Source organism: Pseudorhodoferax soli (assembly GCF_003337555.1).
GTDB lineage: Bacteria > Pseudomonadota > Gammaproteobacteria > Burkholderiales > Burkholderiaceae_C > Pseudorhodoferax > Pseudorhodoferax soli.
Window position 1 is genome coordinate 78,706 of record NZ_QPJK01000007.1, and the last position, 19,665, is coordinate 98,370.

Genomic DNA, 19,665 nt, shown 5'->3' on the forward strand with positions numbered 1-19,665 from the left:
TTCTTGTCGCACGGTTATTCATCGAAGCAGACCCTCCCAAACGGGGCGCCACAATCCGGCGCCCTTCGCTTAGATCAGAATGAATTAAAGCTGCCTGTCCGAAGGCGTCTTGCTTTCCGGGAATGGCCACACACCATTCGTGAATTTGAGTGCAACGATTCCGGTGTTCACGCAAGACGTGTAGAGACGCCCTTGAGCCGCATCGAGGAACGGAAGTGCAGCGCATCCGAGTCCAGCGGCAATGCCGTCAACCGCAGCCGGATTGAAGTATGCGACCTCTTTGACATTTTTCGGGTTGCGAATGTCAAATACACGGATCCCAGCCTGATAGTAGGTGCACGCCAGTGTCGTCGCATCGTCCCGATTGTCAACGCTGCACATGTGGACGTTGTAGTTTCCTCCTGCCGTCTCCATTTCAGGTGTGATCGTGGCGCAGACTTCGGGAACTGGCATTCCTGCCTCCAGCGTCAGTTTATTCACCAGAGTTGGAGTCGCCGAGCTTTCGATGTCGAAGATGCGAGGGGCGGAGAATGGGGTTATTCCAGCGGCGCAGGCATTCTTGAAGCCGGTGACGCCGAGTCCGCCGCCACCCTCACCCCACGTGATCACGTAAGGCTTTCCACCAATGGTGACTGGAATCGTCAGTTGCTCCGCGGACGCATCATGGAACGTGACTTCCTGTTTGAATCGCATCTTCGCGTTGGGGAGTCGCGCCTGCACCTCTGATGTATCGACAACAAGGAAGCCGTTATGCCACTCGCCGGTTTGGGGTTGCACTCCATCGGAACGCGTCCAGTCGTATGCCATTGTCGTCATATACCCCGTGTTTCCATCGTTGCTCAAGGACAACCCGTGCGGAATTGCCTGCACATTCAGTTGAGCACTTACCTTGTAGCCAGGATTTGCGAAGGAACTGAGAAGAACCGGCGCGGTGGGGTCGGTGAGGTCGATGGCGTGGTACAGGCCGTGCACCAGGTCGCTGATGTAGTACGTGAGCCCGTCCGGTGCAAATGCTCCTTCGTGCCCCATGGCGCGTTCCTGAGCTGTGTAGGGCTGCTCCCCAGGCCAGGCGGCGATATCCGTAGCGTCAAACGTGATCGAAGTTGTGGTCGCGAGCAGTTGCGGATAGCGGCAGTCTGTTCCAACGTCGTAGACATCGAATCCTTTTGTGACCTCCGCTGTTCGAGGCGCGTTCACGTAATAAGCAGAGACCAAGAGGCCTCGCTCCTGGTGCGCGCGAAGGCCCTCTCCGGGACCTTGCATCGCTGGGGTCATCAACGTCACAGTCTGGATGGGGCGATCCGGATCCGTGAGGTCAACGACAGCCGTTCCAAGTTCCGGCCGGCCGATTTCCCCGGCGAGCCCGCCGGAGAAACCGCAGGTGTGACCGGAACGATCCTTCACCAGTGCAAATTGCCGCCAGATCCCATAACCACCGACTGGCGCCACTTCCCCGGTCTTCGTCATATTGCAGTTGTATCCAGGAAACAAGACTGCACGGTCCGGCATTGGGGTCTGCCCCTGCAGCCCGGGTTCAGACTTGTCACTTCCGCCACAGGTCGCCTTGGCGATCGCGAGAACACGCTCGCTGGCAGTTGTGGAAGCGTCGTCCCCGCCGCCGCAACCCATCAGAGCAAAGCATCCGCTTAACACCGTTGCCAGCAATGCCACATAGGGGGTTGCAGCTGTATTCGAATCGAGGGCTGTTGTCATGTTTGGAACCTTTCTCGCAGCAGATATCACAGATCAACGACGGCCTCGGAACCGATGCCGCCTGCATTTGTGGAAAGGCCAGGATCTGGCGCCCAGAGACCTAGCCGGTTTCGTCCTCCAGTGCGGGGGCGCGACTCGATTCTTTACATTCCGGCCCATTCGGTCTTCCAGGTTCCGATCACGCCGTATCGGATACCGACCAACATTCCGCGCTTCTCGGACGCGACCGTCTGTCGTGTCTTGTCTGCCAGCCTTGCAGACCTGCTCGCTACGCCGCGGCCAGATCGACCAAGCCGCCGGAAATCGACGATCGTTCGCTCACAACGCCGGGCCCTCGTCGCCTGCCCGCCGCGCATACCAAAGCAGCAGCGGGAAGCGCTCGACCCATCCGGCGTCGAGGCCGCCCGCTAGAAGAGCAACCCCAACAAGCCCGGTCCGCCACTGAAGCGGCAACCAAGTAGAACGTATACGCTACACCTGTCGCGAGAAATCTCGACGGGCCTGAACTCATCTGGCCGCCTCTCTTCAACAGAATTCTCCGGAATTTCGCACCAATAGAAAGCGTCTTTCCACGATGGTGCGCAGCGCTTGCACCTAGTAAGAACGAGCGTTGACACTTCTTTATTCAGCGCTCAGGATTGCTGGGTCTTTGCGTCTGGATAGTCACCTGAACGGTCAACGATCGGCGTCCTCCTGACGGTCGACGCCGACAGCAGCAATGGCCTGCATTTTGCGTTCAGGGGACCAGCCGACCGCTCTGCTCCCCTGTAATCGCACCATTGCTCACGATGCACAAGCGCCCTGCGTCCTATCAAGACAACATCCATAGCTGTGAAGTCCATCGCACCGACGTGCAAGGCACGGTCCATTCTTTGGAGGCCGCCAGATGGCAGGGGCTACCTATTGCGATGGCCCAGACCGATGAGAGCATCACCGTCGAAGCAGGCTATGTCCCCTGTTCTGCCGTGTCGGTGTTCCTTGGCGGGCACGGTAGTTGGCTGGCGCGAAGTGGCGTCTCCAGTTGGGGGGGGGCAATCCATGCCGGACAGGCCTGCGTTCTTCCTCGTCACACAGAGATCGACACGGGGATCATCAACGGCGTTGTCGAGCTGGCCGTCGGTGCGCAGTTCCCCGAAGCGCTCCTGAGCAGGTACCTTCAGGACGATGCGAGAGGGTTCGACCTTCTACTTTCCAGCGACGAGAGGGATGTCGGCTTGCTCAGCATCTTCACAAGCATCAAGAACGAGATCGTCGGCGGCTGCATCTCCGGTGCAATGTTCGCTGACGGCTTGTCTCTCGCGCTGATCGCTCATGTGAAGGCGAGATATGCTGTGCGAGGAGAGGGCCTCAGTTCGCGAGGCAGGCTTACGCAAAAACACCTTGCAAGGATCAACGAGTACGTCGACTGCAACCTTTCGTTAGACATCAGCGTCGCATGCATTGCAGAACTGGTGAACATGAGCCCATCACACTTCTCGAGGGTCTTCAAAGCGACGACCGGGATGTCTCCGTACCGATATTTGCAAGATCTTCGGGTGCGCAGGTCGATCGAACTCATGAAAGGGCCAATGTCGCTCGCTCAGATCGCCATGAATGTCGGACTGGGAAGCCAGTCGCATTTCAGCGATGTCTTTCGAAGGATGACCGGGGTCTCGCCAGGCAAGCACCGCGGCCAGCAGCGAAGACGCGAGGTTGCTCCGTTCAATGAGCAATCCGGTGTTGGCGCCGTCCGAGAAATGAGCCACTTCTGAAGGCTCACCTTTGCATCAGCGCCGACAGCAGCTATGCCGCGGGAGATTAAGCGGCTCGGGCGACAGGAGGAGGAAGCATGGATCGAGTTTTACCCGCAGGCGCGTCGAGATCCAACGCTCCCCTTGGAGATCCTCATCGAACTCGAACATGACGATGCGCTGCGCCGCCGCCACCGCGGTCAGTACCTGTGCTTCCAGCGAAGCATCGGACTCGACAAGAGCCGAGAGGCGCGCCAGCAGCGGATCGGCCAGGACGTCATGCGGTCGCTCGGTGCCTTCTTCATCGTGTTGCCCCAAGGCGCGGAGGGGCTGGCGAAGAACCTGGGCCATCTCACGCAGGCTTGCATCCCGGAAGATGCGACCAAGGCGACGGAGCGTCAGGCCAGGCGCCTACTGGAAGGCAACGGCTATGGCCCCGTAGAGAGATCGATATGTGATAGCGCACGCAAAGCAGCCGTCAAAGCCGATGTACCGACCCATTCGGCGAAAGCGGCTGCAAGCGCGCCCGACCAAAAGCAGTCCACGCCTGCATGAGTCCTCCGGCCCACTGCCCGCAGCGACTGCTGCGGCGCAGGGTGTGCCCGGAGCTCGCCGTCCCGCGCATGGTGCCGCCGCATACTGCGGGCCGCACCACCACGAATTGTTTCCGTCGGGTACGTCCGGTAGGCCAGTACCTGTGTTGCGATGCCGCTAGGTCGGATGTTCATGCCGATGGGGTCGTCGGCCAGCTACTGCCCGGATTTGACGATGGGTCGACGGCAATCGGACGGGATGTCAAGCATGGTGGCGCACCATCCACGTCGCTGCTGCTGCCGCTGGGAGTCGCACCTCACTTGCAGGATCGGCAGCGAGGCAGCCCGGCCATCGCATGCTGCGCCCCACTCTCGAATCCCAGGCGGCCAACGAACTCATACGCTGAGGTAGGCCCGGCGGACCTCGTCGTTCTGTGCGAGGGCCTCGATGGAGCCTTCAAACCGGATCTGCCCCTTCTCGAGCACGTAGGCGCGGTCGCTCACGAGCTCGGCGAAGTGCATGTTCTGCTCGGACAGCAGGATGGACACGCCCTGGCTCTTGAGCTGCAGGATCATGTGCGCCATCTGCTCGACGATGACGGGCGCCACGCCCTCCGACGGCTCGTCCAGCAACACCAGGTAGGGGTTGCCCATCAGCGTGCGCGCCACGGTCAGCATCTGCTGCTCGCCGCCGCTCATGCGGCCGCCCGGGCGCTGCGGCATCTCGCCGAGGTTGGGGAACAGCTTGAACAGCTTCTCGGGCGTCCACAGCGGCGCGTCGGTGCCATCGGCCCAGCGCCGCGCGGGCTGCCTGCCGACCTCCAGGTTTTCCATGACCGTGAGGTCGGTGAACACGCGCCGGTCTTCGGGCACGAAGCCCAGGCCCAAGCGCGACGCATGGTGCGGCTCGGTGCGTGAGATGTCGTGGTCCAGGAAACGGATGCTGCCGGCGCGCTTGGCCAGCATGCCCATGATGGCCTTGAGCGTGGTGGACTTGCCGGCGCCGTTGCGGCCCATCAGCGCCACGACCTCGCCGCGGCGCACATTAAGGCCGACCTCATAAAGGATCTGCGCGGCGCCGTACCAGGCGCACAGGCCTTTGGCTTCCAACAGGAGGGGTGCGTTGTTCATCATGCCGGAACTCCCACTGCATCAGCTTTCTCGAAGGTCTTCCCGGTGCCGAAGTAGACCTCCTGCACCTTGGGATGGTCGCGGATCTCCAGCGGCTTGCCCTGGGCGATCAGCCGGCCGCGCGCCAGCACGATCATGCGGTCGGCATAGGCGAACACCACGTCCATGCTGTGCTCCGTGAACAGCACGGCCATGTCACGCTCCACCACGAGCTGCTTGGTCAGCGCCATGAGCGCATTGCGTTCCTTGGGCGCCATGCCGGCCGTGGGCTCGTCCATGAGCAGCAGCTTAGGGTCGTTCGCCATGGCAATGGCCAGCTCCACTCGTTTGACGTCCCCGTACGCCAGTTCACTGCACGGCCGGTCGGCCTGGGCCCGCATTCCGACCTGATCCAGCAGGTCGAGCGCATACCCCAGTCTGTGGTCGGCCGCGCGTCGCCAGGTAGAGAACATGTGCTTGTCGTGCGACAGCAGCGCCATCTGGACGTTCTCTACCACGGTAAGCGACGCGAACGTCTCCGCGATCTGGAACGTGCGACCCACACCGAGCCGCCAGATCTCGCGGGGGGGCTTGCCGATCAGCTCGACGCCGTTGAGCCGAATCGAACCCGCATTGGCGCGGAGTTGTCCGTTGACCATGTTGAAGGTCGTGGACTTCCCAGCACCGTTGGGACCGATCAGGGCGAGGAGTTCCCCCGCCCGCAGGTCGAAGTCAATGCCATCGACGGCTTTGACGCCTCCGAAGGACTTCCCGAGTCCTTTCACGGTAAGCACTGCTGCGCTCATGGGGTCACCTTTGCCAGAGAACCGACGCTAGGCGCTGCGTTGCGTCGCAGCGCAGTGAAGCGATCTCGCATCTGCTTGCCGTAGCCTGCCAGCCCTTGCGGGAACAGCAGTACCAGCAGCAGGATGGTGCCGCCCAACATAGCGCGCCAATAGTCGGTGTTGCGCGCCACGGTGTCGTGCAGCCAGGTGAAGCTGATAGCACCGACCACGGGACCGGCCAAGGTCTGGATGCCGCCCAGCAACACCATGACGAGGCCGTCGATGGACTTGGTCACGCTGAGCGACTCGGGCGAAATGCTGCCTTTGGAGAAGGCGAACAGCGCTCCGGCGAGGCCGCCGACCGCGCCGGCCACAACGAAGGCCGCCCACTGCATGCGCTTTACGTCGATGCCAATGGCATCCGCCCGCAGCCCCGAATCGCGCCCGGCACGGAGCGCATAGCCAAAGGGCGAGAACAGCACGCGGCGCAGCCACCAGATGCCGAGACCCACCAGCGCCAGCGTGAGCCAGTAGTACATGCGCTTGTCGGCAAAGGCTGCAGAGGGCCAGACGCCTGTAAGGCCGTTGCTACCGCCGGTGAAGGTGTCCCACTGGTAGGCCACGGCCCAGGTGATCTGCGCGAAGGCGAGTGTGAGCATAGCAAGGTAGACACCCGACAGCCGCACCGCAAACCAGCCGTACACGAAGGCACCAAGCGCGGCAACCAGTGGGGCAAGCACCAACGCGGCCTCCATCGACATGCCGGCTTCACGCACGAACAGAGCGGCCGCGTAGGCACCCAGGCCGAAGTAGGCCGCATGACCGAAGGAGTGCATGCCGGCCGGCCCCATGATGAAGTGCAAGCTGGTGGCGAACAACGCGGCGATCAACAGGTCGATCAGCAGCACGGTGGTGTAGGAAGCAGCCTCGGTCAGCAGCGGCACGGCGGCCAGTCCTAATGCCATGGCGGCGACGAATCCCTGATAACCGACGCCAGAGCGGCGCAGCGGTTCCTCGGGAACTCCGACGTAGCGGCTGGATGCCTGGGCCTTGCCCAGCAGCCCCCACGGACGCCAGACCAGCACAGCGGCCATGACCAGGAAGTCCACCATCAGCGTGAGCTTTGAGAACGACACCTCGAGGCCAAACAGATTGACCACGCCGAGCCAGATGCAGATGGCCTTTAGCTCGGCAACCAGCAGCGCCGCGAGGAACGCCCCCGGCAACGAGCCCATGCCGCCCACAACCACCACCACGAAAGCCGCGCCGATGATGTGCAGGTCCATTTCCAGCGTGGCCGGTTCGCGCGGCAGTTGCAGCGCGCCTCCCAAGCCCGCCAGCAGAGCTCCGAGCGCGAACACGGCCGTGAACAACCAGGCCTGGTTCACGCCCAGCGCGCTGACCATCTCGCGGTCCTGCGTGGCCGCGCGCACCAGCGTGCCGAAGCGCGTGCGCGTCAGCAGGAGCCAGACCAATCCCAGCACTACCGGGCCCACGGCGATCAGGAACAGGTCGTAGGACGGGAACTGCCGACCAAGGATCTCGACCGCGCCGCGCAGGCCAGGTGCACGCGGACCCAGCAGTTCCTCGGGGCCCCAGAGCCACAAGGCAGCGTCCTTGATCACGAGCACCAGGGCGAAGGTGGCGAGCAGCTGGAACAGTTCTGGCGCTTTGTAGATGCGCCGCAACAGGACCACCTCGACGACGGCCCCCAAGATGCCCACCGCAATCGCCGCCAGCAGCAGCGCGGACCAGAAGCCGAGCACGCCGCCGAGCCGCTCGACGAGCGTGTAGGCCGTATAAATGCCGACCATGAAGAACGAGCCGTGCGCGAAGTTGACGATGCGCGTAACACCGAAGATCAGCGAGAGCCCGGCCGCGACCAAGAACAACGAGGACGCCGAAGCGAGCCCGTTGAGGAGTTGGACGATGAGTCCTGAGGTGCTCATGATGTGCTCCTTACCACCAAGGAGATGGCGTCGATGCAGCAGGAAACGCCGAGGCGGTCATAGCCGAGCGGCAATGCCCGGCGCCGCGCCGCGGTGACGCGGCGCGACTGGGTCTTCAAAGACGACAGGCTTGGCATCTGCAGACCTCAGTCGGCCAGACGCGAAGTCTTGACGTCCGCGATGTTCGGCTGGAACCGAGCATCGCTCCCGTCAAGGTACGTGTAGTCGACCATGATGCCCGCCGCACCTTCCTTTTTCGTGCGGCCCACGAATGCTCCCATGGTCGATTGGTGGTCCTCGGAGCGGTAGGTGATCCTGCCGAACGGCGAATCGACCTGCAGCCCCTTGAATCCCTCGACTAGCTTTTCGGCATCAGCACCCTTGGCCTTCGCGATACCGGCGGCAGCGGACTTGATCATGGTGTATCCCACCACGGAACCCAGGCGCGGATAGTCCTTGAACCTAGTCTGGTACGCACTCGCGAACGCGGAGTGCTCAGCCGTCTTTATCGAGTACCAGGGATAGCCGGTGACGACCCAACCGTCGGGAGCCTCGTCCTTGAGCGGATCCAGGTATTCGGGTTCGCCGGTGAGAACGGACACCACGGCACGGTCCTTGAACAGGCCACGTGTGTTGCCTTCGCGGACGAACTTGGAGAGGTCGGCGCCGAACAGCACGTTGAAGATCGCATCGGGCTTGGCATCGGCCAGGGCCTGAACGACGCTGCCGGCATCGACCTTGCCCAGCGGAGGAGCCTGCTCGGTGACGAACTCCACGTCTGGCTGCGCCGCCTTCAACAGCTTCTTGAACGCAGCCGCTGCCGACTGGCCATACTCGTAGTTCGGGTAGACGACAGCCCAACGCTTCTTGTTGAGCTTGACGGCTTCGGGCACCAGCATCGAGGCCTGTGTGTAAGTCCCGGGACGAAGCCGGAATGTATAGCGGTTGCCACCTTGCCACGTCATCTTGTCGGTCAGCGGTTCGCCGGCCAGATAGAAGACCTTGCGCTGCTTCGCAAAGTCAGCCAAGGCGAGGCCGGTGTTCGACAGGAAGGCGCCGGCAATCAGATCCACCTTCTCGCGCGAGACTAGTTCCTCGGCCATGCGCACAGTGTCGCCAGGGTTCGCATTGTCGTCACGCAACACCAACTCCAGCTTCTTGCCGTTGATGCCTCCCGACGCGTTGATCTCGTCGATGGCCAGCTCCATGCCCCTCTTGTAGGGCTCCAGGAACGCAGGCTGCGCCTTGTAGCTGTTGATCTCACCGATCTTGTAAACGCCTTGCGCCCAAAGCGACGTCGTTGCGGCACAGGCCATCACAACGATCGAGGTACGGACATGAAAGATGGACATAGCGAATCTGAAAAGTTGAAGCCAATGTGGCCCAGCCATTGGCTGGGGCTATTTAAAGCGTACACGCTCGATTGACCCATCGCAAGAGCTATGCCTGAGTGAAGTGCTAGCGTTTTCCCCAGTGCGATGCACGAAAGCAGTTCCTCCGCACACATTGACTGTAGGTAGCGCGACATTTCGGTGCCATCGTGCTCAGCAACGGTGCACTCTGTAGGCAGGAATCGATCAACTTTTCGCGTAACAAATTAAGCGCCTACGCTTTTTTCTGAACAGCGCGCGGAACAGAGGATTGGCCGGACATCCAGCGGCTGGAGATCGCCTTTCAAGAGCCAGGGCCTGCCGGTTTCCAGCATCCGCACACCGACGCTAGACAACCTTCTTGCGCATGCCGTTGACGATCGGACGTGGGCCGAAACGATGGACGCGCGCGGCGATGGCACGCATGCCGGGCCTGGGAGACGGAGAGACCGAGGAAGACGATCGTCGATCGATGCTGCGGCGGCCCGCGCAAGCGTCCGCGTAGAACGACAATGCAGGACAACGCATCTGCGCGCAGAACAGCCCGCGATTGGCGCGCAACGGCGCCCGCGCGCTTGCGGGAAGGCGCGCCACTCGTGCTGCGCGGACAAGGGGCCCGATGGCGAGCGCGGCCCAACTGGAACCTGGAACCGCGCGCGCAGGCAACATGAACGCCTGCGGCCGGATTGGAGCTTGGAAGCCGATGCTCAGCGTTGGCCGTCGTTCACGGCGATGTTCTCCTTCAGCAACCCGCCCAAACGCGAATGGACGCGCCCGCCCGTTCCCATGGCGAGAGCAAAGAGAATCTCCTTCGGGCGCGGTGCGTCCTGTATGCCGACCTCAATGCTGTTGAAGTGGCTGCGCACGTAGCTTGCCTGGATGTGGTGCACCGGGACCATCAACCGATAGCCGGCGACAGCCACGGCCTTTGTCGCTGGAACGATGGCCTTCGGATTGCCGAGTGCCTCGCGCATCGCCCAACCGCCGGCTTCGTGCCAGACCGCTCCGTGCTCGAGCTCACCCTCAATGCCAACGATCGCGGCCTTCCCGTACACCTCGATCGCGCTCCTGCCGAGCAGCTGAACCAGCTCGTCGGCCATTGAGCGACCCAGGTCGCGCAACTGCGCCATGAACGCGAGGAGGTCAGGCTCGTAGCGGCCGGCATAAGGGTTGGCCACCACGGCAGCAGCGACGGCAAGCTTCAACGAAATCTCGGGCGCGGGACCGCCTTCGTGGCAGGTCGTCTCGACCGTCAGGCTGCGCTTGCGAACTTCAACCAATGACATGGATTGCTTCCTTGAATATGTTGGCGCGGATGGCCGGTGGCGCATCGGACGAAAGCGCTCAGGCACAGGCTGGACCCCGGGTCGACAGGCGAGCCGCACCATGGATCGCGTTGCCCGCCCTTCCCTGAACGCTGTCCCGGGCAAGTCCGGACGTCCATCCCCTGCCGGGGTGCATTCGCGACCGGACTCAAGCCTTCTGCAGCGCCGGCTCGACCAGCGGCACGTTGAACACGTCGTATCCGAGGCACCATGCAGGATCCTCCTGCGTGCGCAACCAGGTGTTGTCGTGCGAAACCTTCTGCACCCGGCTAGCACGGGTGGCCCGGTTCGCCTCATAGAGGTCGAACGCCAGGGTGTGGTCCTCGGCGCCGACTTCCTGAAGGCAGCGCACCAGCATGGCCGCGTCCTCGATGGCCATGCATGCGCCCTGCGCCATGTGCGGCTTCATGGGATGGCAGGCATCGCCCAGCAGGACCATGCGGCCTTCGCTCCACAGCGGCAGCGGATCGCGTTCGAGCAGCGACCACTTGGTCACCTCGCGGGTGTTCTCCACCAGCGCCTGCACGGTCGGATGCCAGCCGCGGAACACCTCGCGCATCTCCTCGCGGCTGCTTGCCAGCCAGCGATCGTTCAAGTCCCACTCGACAGCGGGCACGCCCGTGACGTAGTAGATCTCATCCTGCTTGCCGGAGACGAAATAGGTCATCATGTGCTGGTCCTCACTCCACCACTTGACGCAGGCGTCGAAGCCGAGCATGCCTGCCTTCACTTGCGGCGTCGGAAACACTGCGCGGTGCGCCAGGTAACCGGCGTACTTCGGTGGCTCGGGGCCGAGCAGCTTCTCGCGAACGCGCGAGTTGACGCCGTCGGCGCCCACGACGATGTCGGCCTGCTCTGTGGTGCCGTCGGAGAAGTTCAGGTCGACGACATCGCCACGGTCTTCCAGTTTCACGAGCTCCTTGCCGAAGGCGACCGCAGAAGGCGGCAACGCGCGCATGAGCAGTTCGTGGAAGTCGCCACGGTGCACGGTCAGGTAGCTTGCCCCGTACTCCTTCACTGCGAAGTTCCCAAGCGGGATCTTGGCCAGGATGTCACCGGTCTCCCAATGGCGGCTGTACCAGAAGTCCGGGTGCGAACCCTGCTGGTTCATGACGTCCTCGATACCGATGCGGCGCATCACCTTCATCGCATTCGGCCCTACGTGGATGCCGGCGCCGAGCCGCGAGAAGGATGGCGCCTGCTCGTAGACGCGGACATTCATATTGTTCTGAGCCATCAGCGCCGCTGCGGTCGCTCCGCCTAGGCCTGCTCCGATCACGGCGATCCGTGGTGACTTCGACATGGGTTCTCCTTCCTTGGGCCTCTCGACCACGCGCAACAAGCACACTTGGTGCAATTAGAGCGTACACGCTCGACTAATGAAGAGTCTACCCGTGTTCTCCAAGAGAAGTAAATAGCGAAATCTCAGCATTCGAACGCTTGCGTCGATGATATTCAAGCGTCTACACTATATATGAACTTTCAAGAGGCTTTGATGCAACGCTCATTTAGGATCGGTCAGATCGTTCCCAGCTCCAACACGACCATGGAGACAGAGGTGCCAGCCATGCTGCAGGCGCATTCGCGGTTGCGTCCCGCGGATCAGTTCACCTTCCACTCCGCCCGCATGCGGATGAAGAAGGTCGAGAAGGATGAGCTCGCAGCGATGGACGCTGAGAGCGACCGCTGCGCGTTGGAGCTGAGCGACGCGGCAGTCGATGTGCTGGGCTATGCCTGCCTGGTCGCGATCATGGCCATGGGCCACGGCTACCACCGCGTGTCGCAACAGCGCCTGACCGACAAGACGGCCTCCAATGGCCGGACGGCTCCCGTGATCACGAGCGCGGGCGCGCTCGTGGATGCATTGCGGGTCATGAAGGCCAAGAGGATCGCGCTAGTGGCCCCGTACATGGTCCCGCTGACCAAGCTGGTCATGGACTACATCGTCCACGAGGGTTTCGAGGTCGTCGACTGGCGTGCGCTGGAGATCCCCGACAACCTGGACGTCGGCCGCCACGACCCGGCCAAGCTGCCGGGCATCGTCGCCGGCATGAACTACCGCGACGCCGACGTGATCGTCCTGTCCGCCTGTGTGCAGATGCCGTCCCTGCCTGCCGTCGCCCAGGTCGAGGCCGAGACCGGAAAGCCCGTCCTTACGGCATCCATCGCGACCACCTACGCGATCCTCCGCCAGCTCGGCCTTGACCCGGTCGTTCCGGGCGCAGGTGCGTTGCTGTCGGGCGCGTACTCCGGCCCCATCGCGACGGCGACGGCCCAATGACCAGCACCTTTCTGTACGGTGGTCAAGTCCACGCCAACGGCATCCGGCAGCACTACCTCAGGTACGGTGGTGCCGAAGGCGTTCAGGGCGAGCGCCCCAGTGTCATCGTCATCCCCGGCATCACCAGCCCGGCGGCGACCTGGGGCTTCGTCGCCGAGCGCATCGGAACCCACTTCGACACCTACGTGCTGGACGTACGGGGCCGCGGCCTGTCCGATGCTGGTGACGAACTCGACTACAGCCTCGAGCAGCAAGCTCTGGACGTGATTGCGCTCGCACAGGCACTGGAGCTCAAGCGCTGGGTCCTCGTCGGCCATTCGATGGGCGGCCGGATCGCCGTGCGTGCGGCAAGCAAGAAGCCAGGCGGCCTGGCAAGCGTGGTCGCAGTGGATCCGCCCGTCTCGGGCCCGCACCGGCGGCCCTATCCGGCCAAGCTGGACTGGTACGTCGACTCGATCCGACAGGCCAGGCGCGGCATGGACGCCGAGCAGATGCGGCACTTCTGCCCGAACTGGACCTTCGAGCAGCTTCAGCTGCGCGCCCAATGGCTGCACACCTGCAAGGAGTCGGCCATCGTGCAGAGCTTCTCCGACTTCGGTCGCGACGACATCTTCGCCGATCTGCCGCAAGTCGATGTTCCCCTGCTGTTGATGACGGCGGAACGCGGCGACGTGGTTCGCGCGGAGGACGTGGCCGAGTGGCAGGCGATCTCGCCCGCCTCCCGGCATGTGCGCGTCCCCGGCGCTGGCCACATGATCCCCTGGGACAACGAGGCCGGCTTCTACGCCGCGTTCGGCACCTTCCTCGGCACCGCGCTCGTCTAGCCCATCGCCGCCTCACCAACGCAAGGAATCCCATGTCCGTCAGCGACACACAATTCATCGGCGCATGGCGCCGCGTGCTGGAGCTGTCCAAGCTGCAGCCTGGGCAGACCGTGACCGTGCTGACCAGCGCGTCGACCCATCCGCAGACGCTGCGCTGTGCGATCGCGGCATCGAGCGCGCTGGGTGCCGTGGTCAACCGGCTCGATCTCCAACCCGTCAACGGAGAGAAGGCGTTGAGCCGGGACTCGTTGGCCTACCTGGGCACCACGCCCCTGACGGGTAACAAGGCGGCCATCGCCGCCCTCAAGGCCAGCGACCTTGTCCTGGACCTCATGACGCTCCTGTTCTCGCCTGAGCAGCACGAGATCCTTGCGTCCGGCGCCAAGATCCTCTTGGCGGTGGAGCCGCCGGAGGTGCTGTGCAGGATGGTCCCGACGGAAGACGACCGGGCACGGGTCTTGCAGGCGACGAACCTGATCAGCAGATCGAAGGTGATGACGGTCACGTCCAAGGCAGGCACGGAGTTGCGCTGCGAGCTGGGCGAGTTTCCCGCCATCGCCGAGTACGGCTTCGTCGATGAGCCCGGCCGCTGGGACCACTGGCCGAGCGGCTTCGCCTTGACCTGGCCCAACGAGGGAGGCACCGAGGGCCGCATCGTGCTCGATCGTGGTGACATCCTCCTGCCCATGAAGTGCTACATCTCCGACCCCATCGAGATCGTGATCCGTGACGGATACGCGCGCTCGATCACGGGCGGCTTCCATGCGGACCTGCTCGCGGAGTACATGGCCAGCTTCGAGGACGCTGAGGCCTACGCCATGTCGCACGTTGGCTGGGGACTGCAGCCGCGCGCACATTGGTCCACGCTTGCCCAGTACGACCGCGAAGCCACGATTGGCATGGACGCCCGCGCGTTCGAAGGCAACTTCCTGTTCTCGCTCGGCCCGAACAACGAAGCCGGCGGCACGCGAACCACCACCTGCCACATCGACATCCCGATGCGCCGCTGCACGGTGAGCCTCGACGGGCAATCCGTGGTGGTCGATGGCCAGGTTCAGGACGCGGCCGGCACCGCCTACGCCCGCAAACGCAAGGAGTTTTTGTGATTTCATCCGCCATCCGCGCGCAGGAAGTCGCCGCCGCACCAGCCGGCGACCTGTCCAGCTACGAACGCCAGGGCTTCGGCAACGCGCTCGAACTGAAGGCCCCGTTTGCGCTGCTCATCGTCGACTTCGTCAACGGATTCGCCAACCCGAATGTCTTCGGGGGCGGCAACATCCCGCACGCCATCGCCCGCACCGAGGTGCTGCTGCGCCACGCACGCGCCAAGGGCTGGCCCATCGCGCACAGCCGCATCGTCTTCTCCGACGACGATGCCGACAGCAACATCTTCTGCCTGAAGGTTCCCGGCATGCTCGCGCTGAAGGAGGACAGCCACGACAGCGCCATCGTGGACGAGCTTGCGCCACTGCCGGGCGAGTACGTCGTGCGCAAGAGCACGCCGTCCGCGTTCTTCGGCACCATGCTCGCCGCATGGCTCGCGCAGCGCGGGGTGCGTACCCTGGCCGTCGCGGGCTGCACGACGAGCGGCTGCGTGCGCAGCACGGTGGTCGACGCGATGCAGGCGGGCTTCCGCCCGCTGGTCATCTCCGACTGCGTGGGCGACCGCGCCATCGGACCGCACGAGGCGAACCTGTTCGACATGGCCCAGAAGTACGCTGCGGTCATGCCGCTGCACCTTGCGATCAACCGCACGGATGACGTGCTGGAAGCGGCTCGGTGACGCGGTGACGGGAACACCTGCCTCGCGCGCGACGCTGCGGCCGCTCAGACTGGAGGTCAACGGCAGGACGCACACGCTCGCGACCCCCAGGCAGACGACGCTGCTCCAGCTGTTGCGCAACGACCTGCAGCTCAACGGACCCAAGTACGGCTGCGGCTATGGCCAATGCGGCGCGTGCACCGTGCACGTCGACGGCTGTGCTGCGCGCGCATGCGTGATTCCTGCGCACGGCGTGGCGGGCCGGCGCATCACCACGCTGGAGGGGCTTGGCGCACGAGGCGACTTCCACCCGGTGAAGCAGGCCTTCGAAGACGCCCAGGCCGCGCAATGCGGCTACTGCCTGAACGGCATGGTGATGCAGGCCGCCGCCCTGCTGGAACGTGACCCCCATCCGAGCAACGCGCGGATCCGCGCCGAGCTGTCGGGCAACCTTTGCCGTTGCGGCACGCACATCGAGATAGTGCGGGCCGTCGAGCTGGCGGCCGAGCGTTTGAGAGACAGAAAGAACCCAGGATGACCCGAACGGCCTTGCGCGCCTCGTCACCACTTCAACGGAGCGACTTTCTTTCGGCCAGGGGCGTGCTCGTGGTGGTCCGTGAAACGCCGCCTGCACCGCCCCCCAAGCGTGGTCAGCCGCCCGCCGTGACCGGCAACCCGCTGGAGGGCGACGAGGTGCTCCTGGCCGTGTGGAACGACGGCAGCATCAGCGCGCTGAACGGCCACGTGGACCTGGGAACCGGCATCCAGACCGCCCTCGCTCAGATCGTCGCCGAGGAACTGGACGCGCCGTTCGACTGCGTCGTCATGGCCCTGGGCGATACCGCGCGCGCGCCGAACCAGGGCGCGACCATCGCCAGCGCGACCATCCAGATCCACTCCAAGCCCTTGCGTCTTGCTGCTGCCCAGGCGCGCACGTGGCTCGCGGAGCGGGCCGGCGAACTGCTGGGGGCCGCGCCCAGCGAGGTCAGTCTGAGCAGGGGCATCGCCCGCGCCGGTGAGCGCGAAGTCCCTTTCGCTGCGCTCGTGGGTGACGGCACGACCGTGCTGAAGCTTGATCCCCAGGCGCGCACGAAGGCACCGCAGGACTACCACCTGGTCGGAAAGTCCCAGCCACGTGTGGACATCCCGGCCAAGCTGGCCGGGGAGCTCGTGTTCGTCCACGACATGCGCTTGCCCGGCATGCTGCACGGCCGCGTGGTGCGGCCACCCTACGCCGGGGCGGACCACGGGCCCTTCGTCGGCAGCACCCTGGAGTCGGTCGACGAAGCCTCGGTCGCCCACATTCCCGGCCTGCGCGCGGTGGTGGTGATCCGGGACTTCGTGGGCGTGGTCGCAGACCGCGAGGAACACGCGGAAGAAGCCGCGAAGACCCTGGCGATCCGGTGGAAGGCCTGGCCAGGCATGCCCGACCTGTCCAGCCCCGACAAGGTCGAGAACGCGATCCGCGCCAACCCCGCGAAGCAGCGGCTGCTGGTCGATGAGGGAGACATCGAGGCGTGCCTCGAGAGCGCCTCACAGCCGGTGCAACGGCGTTATCTCTGGCCTTACCAGATGCATGCGTCGATCGGCCCGTCCTGCGCGGTCGCGGCATGGGAGCCTGACGAGCGCAGCAGGCTGCGTGTCTGGGCGGGTACCCAGAATCCCCACGTTCTGAGAGCGGACCTCGCCAGGCTGATGGCGCTCGGAGAGCTGGACGTCGATGTGATCCGCCTGGAGGCCGCGGGCTGCTACGGACGCAACGGCGCCGACGATGTTGCGGCCGATGCAGCGCTGCTCTCGCGTGCCGTAGGCGCGCCCGTTCGGGTGCAGCTCACGCGCGAACAAGAGAGCCAGTGGGAGCCCAAAGGTGCTGCACAGCTCATGGACGTTCGAGGCGCACTGAGCAAGGCAGGCCGCATTGCGGCGTACGACTTCGAGACCTCCTACCCCAGCAACGGCGCGCCCACGCTGGCCCTGCTCCTCACGGGGATCGTCGAGCCAGTCGCGCAGTCGCTCGAAATGGGCGACCGCACCGCACGCCCGCCCTACGACGCGGACAGCATGCGCGTCAAGGTGAACGACATGCCGCCGATCGTACGGGCTTCCTGGCTGCGCGGCGTGTCGGCCCTGCCGAACTCGTTCGCGCACGAAAGCTTCGTCGATGAGCTGGCCACCCAGGCGAAGGTCGATCCTGTCCAGTTCCGGCTGCGGCAGCTGGCCGATCCGCGCGCGCTCGATCTGATCCAGGCGACCGCAGCGAAGGCCGGCTGGCGGATGCGGGAAGGTCCGCAGGAGGCCTCGGACGGCGGGCTCGGAGAAGGCGGCGACATCCTCTTCGGCCAGGGCTTCGCCTACGCGCGCTACATGCACAGCGCCTGGCCGGGTTTCGGCGCGGCCTGGGCGGCATGGGTCGCCGATGTGGAGGTAAATCGCAAGACCGGCGAAGTGCACGTGCGGCGCGTGGTCGTTGGACACGACGCCGGGCTCACCATCAACCCCGCAGGCGTAGAGCACCAGGTGCATGGGAACGTCGTCCAGGCGACAAGCCGTGCGCTGAAGGAAGAGGTTCGCTTCGCGCCAGGACCTGGCTCGGCGCCGACAGGCGAAAGGCTGCCCGGCACGCTGCCGACCGGCGTGGTTGCAAGCCGCGAATGGGGCAACTACCCCATCCTGAATTTTCGCGAGGTCCCGGTCATCGAGATCGTGCAGATGGCCAGACCGGGGGAAGAACCGCTGGGTTCGGGCGAGTCCGCGTCCGTGCCCGGGACGGCCGCCATTGCCAACGCGATCTTCGACGCGACCGGAATCCGCCTGCGCGAACCGCCTTTCACGCCGGAAAAGGTCCTCGCCGCCCTCAACCCCTTGCCGGCGCCCACGGAGCAGCCCGCAAAGCCGCCACTGATCGAGCCAGCCAGGCAGATACCGCCGGCTGCAGTCCTGCCCAAGCGCAAGGGCGTGCTTGCACTGGTGACCGCTGCTGCGCTCGGCGGCATCGGCGTGCTGCTGAGCCTCGTCGGTGCTCGTCCGACCATCGCGCCCGTGAGCCTGAGCGTGCCTGCGTACAACGCTGCAACGATCGAGCGCGGACGCGTGCTGGCGGCCGCCGGCGACTGCGCCGTGTGCCACACGGCCGCCGATGGGCATCCCAATGCCGGAGGGCGGGCCATGGACACGCCGTTCGGCAAGATCTACACCACGAACCTGACGCCGGACAAGGCCACCGGCCTGGGCAGCTGGTCGTTCACCGCCTTCCAACGCGCCATGCGCGAGGGCATCTCGCGCGACGGCCGGCATCTGTATCCTGCATTCCCCTACACCGCCTTCGCCAAGACCAGCGATGACGACCTGCAGGCGCTGTTCGCCTACTTCATGTCGCTCGAGCCGGTGGCCGCGCAGACGCCGAAAAGCGACCTCAAGTTCCCCTTCAACGTGCGTTCACTGCTCGCTGGCTGGAACGCGATGTTCCACGACCCGACACCCTTCGAGCCGGACCCCAAACAGACCCCGGACTGGAACCGCGGCGCCTACCTGGTCAACGGCCTGGGGCATTGCAGCGCCTGCCACACACCTCGTAACGCGTTGGGCGCAGAACTCACCGGCGCCGCGTTCCTCTCGGGCGCCGTGATCGACGGCTGGGAAGCACCTGCCCTCACCGGGGTGGGCAAGACCGCAGTGCCCTGGGACCACGACTCGTTGTACCAGTACCTGCGCAACGGCCACTCGCCGCGGCACGGTGTCGCGGGTGGCCCAATGGCGGAAGTCGTGCGTGAACTGCAGCACCTGCCGGACGGCGACATTAGCGCGATGGCCACCTACCTGGCCTCGTTCAGCCCGAAGGTGGACAACGCCGTTGTCCTCGCCACGCGCGCGGTCGAGCAGGCCGCAGCCAGTAAGGGACAGCTCTTGGGCGCGGCGCAGCGGCGATTCGACAGCGCATGCGCCTCATGTCACCACGATGGCGACGGTCCCAAGCTCCTCGGCGTCAACACGCCATTGACCTTGAACAGCCAACTCACCAGCGACCGACCTGATAACCTCATCAACACCATCCTAAACGGCGTCCAACATCCGGCAACGCGAGACCTCGGCTTCATGCCCGCCTTCAAGGATGCCTTCGACGACGTCGAGATCGCCGAGCTTGCCAGCTACATGCGCCAGCGCTTTGCACCGCAGGCAAAGCAATGGGGATCGCTCCAGAAGACGGTGGGTAGGCTCCGCTCTATGCATGGCGCCCCCGAATAACTGGATACCATCAGAAACCTTGGCGTGACGCCTGCTACCGC

At 64.4% G+C, this 19,665-nt stretch carries 15 protein-coding genes; 8 read left to right on the plus strand and 7 right to left on the minus strand.

Features of this window, described 5'->3' with window-relative positions; translation table 11 throughout:
• Positions 1-84: 84 nt before the first annotated feature.
• On the minus strand, positions 85-1,713 hold the full coding sequence (locus DES41_RS37965; RefSeq protein ID WP_147282946.1) for an LVIVD repeat-containing protein: 1,629 nt from the start codon (positions 1,711-1,713) through the stop codon (positions 85-87).
• A gap of 788 nt (positions 1,714-2,501) precedes the next feature.
• Here DES41_RS37965 and DES41_RS23440 point away from each other — a divergent pair.
• Positions 2,502-3,464 (plus strand): helix-turn-helix transcriptional regulator, encoded by a 963-nt coding sequence (locus DES41_RS23440; RefSeq protein ID WP_147282947.1) that lies wholly within the window; start codon positions 2,502-2,504, stop codon positions 3,462-3,464.
• 123 nt (positions 3,465-3,587) lie between these two features.
• Positions 3,588-3,998, plus strand: coding sequence for a hypothetical protein (locus DES41_RS23445; RefSeq protein WP_147282948.1), 411 nt, complete (start codon positions 3,588-3,590; stop codon positions 3,996-3,998).
• Between the two features lie 374 nt (positions 3,999-4,372).
• Here the strand turns inward: DES41_RS23445 and DES41_RS23450 are convergent, their stop codons facing one another.
• The 6 genes from DES41_RS23450 to DES41_RS23475 all read right to left on the minus strand — a co-directional run bounded on the left by DES41_RS23450 (position 4,373) and on the right by DES41_RS23475 (position 11,818).
• The gene (locus tag DES41_RS23450; RefSeq protein ID WP_114470094.1) at positions 4,373-5,107 is read right to left on the minus strand and encodes an ABC transporter ATP-binding protein; all 735 of its coding nucleotides are present in this window, start codon (positions 5,105-5,107) and stop codon (positions 4,373-4,375) included.
• Positions 5,107-5,892 carry an ABC transporter ATP-binding protein gene (locus tag DES41_RS23455; RefSeq protein WP_114470095.1) on the minus strand — a complete coding sequence of 262 codons (786 nt, stop codon included), beginning with the start codon at positions 5,890-5,892 and terminating at the stop codon, positions 5,107-5,109. Before DES41_RS23455 ends, DES41_RS23450 begins: the two co-directional genes overlap by 1 nt.
• On the minus strand, positions 5,889-7,820 hold the full coding sequence (locus tag DES41_RS23460; protein WP_114470096.1) for an ABC transporter permease: 1,932 nt from the start codon (positions 7,818-7,820) through the stop codon (positions 5,889-5,891). The genes DES41_RS23455 and DES41_RS23460 overlap by 4 nt, the downstream gene beginning before the upstream one ends.
• A 146-nt stretch (positions 7,821-7,966) precedes the next feature.
• Complete coding sequence (locus tag DES41_RS23465; protein WP_245965866.1) at positions 7,967-9,136, minus strand: ABC transporter substrate-binding protein; 1,170 nt, start codon at positions 9,134-9,136, stop codon at positions 7,967-7,969.
• Positions 9,137-9,897: 761 nt separating this feature from the next.
• Entirely contained in the window at positions 9,898-10,476 is a 579-nt protein-coding gene (locus DES41_RS23470; protein ID WP_114470098.1) for an amino acid synthesis family protein, read from the minus strand.
• 187 nt (positions 10,477-10,663) lie between these two features.
• Positions 10,664-11,818 (minus strand): FAD-dependent monooxygenase, encoded by a 1,155-nt coding sequence (locus DES41_RS23475; protein WP_114470099.1) that lies wholly within the window; start codon positions 11,816-11,818, stop codon positions 10,664-10,666.
• Positions 11,819-12,010: 192 nt separating this feature from the next.
• On the opposite strand from DES41_RS23475, the gene DES41_RS23480 reads away from it, so the two are divergent.
• From DES41_RS23480 to DES41_RS23505, 6 genes are read left to right on the plus strand one after another with little or no spacing between them, the layout of a single operon-like run.
• Complete coding sequence (locus DES41_RS23480) at positions 12,011-12,796, plus strand: maleate cis-trans isomerase family protein (protein WP_114470417.1); 786 nt, start codon at positions 12,011-12,013, stop codon at positions 12,794-12,796.
• On the plus strand, positions 12,793-13,620 hold the full coding sequence (locus tag DES41_RS23485; protein ID WP_114470100.1) for an alpha/beta fold hydrolase: 828 nt from the start codon (positions 12,793-12,795) through the stop codon (positions 13,618-13,620). Before DES41_RS23480 ends, DES41_RS23485 begins: the two co-directional genes overlap by 4 nt.
• A 32-nt stretch (positions 13,621-13,652) precedes the next feature.
• The gene (locus tag DES41_RS23490; protein ID WP_114470101.1) at positions 13,653-14,726 is read left to right on the plus strand and encodes a 2,5-dihydroxypyridine 5,6-dioxygenase NicX family protein; all 1,074 of its coding nucleotides are present in this window, start codon (positions 13,653-13,655) and stop codon (positions 14,724-14,726) included.
• Positions 14,723-15,403 carry an isochorismatase family protein gene (locus tag DES41_RS23495; RefSeq protein ID WP_425466387.1) on the plus strand — a complete coding sequence of 227 codons (681 nt, stop codon included), beginning with the start codon at positions 14,723-14,725 and terminating at the stop codon, positions 15,401-15,403. The genes DES41_RS23490 and DES41_RS23495 overlap by 4 nt, the downstream gene beginning before the upstream one ends.
• Positions 15,378-15,920 (plus strand): (2Fe-2S)-binding protein, encoded by a 543-nt coding sequence (locus DES41_RS23500; protein ID WP_114470102.1) that lies wholly within the window; start codon positions 15,378-15,380, stop codon positions 15,918-15,920. The genes DES41_RS23495 and DES41_RS23500 overlap by 26 nt, the downstream gene beginning before the upstream one ends.
• On the plus strand, positions 15,917-19,624 hold the full coding sequence (locus tag DES41_RS23505; protein ID WP_114470103.1) for a molybdopterin cofactor-binding domain-containing protein: 3,708 nt from the start codon (positions 15,917-15,919) through the stop codon (positions 19,622-19,624). Before DES41_RS23500 ends, DES41_RS23505 begins: the two co-directional genes overlap by 4 nt.
• Positions 19,625-19,665 lie beyond the last annotated feature (41 nt).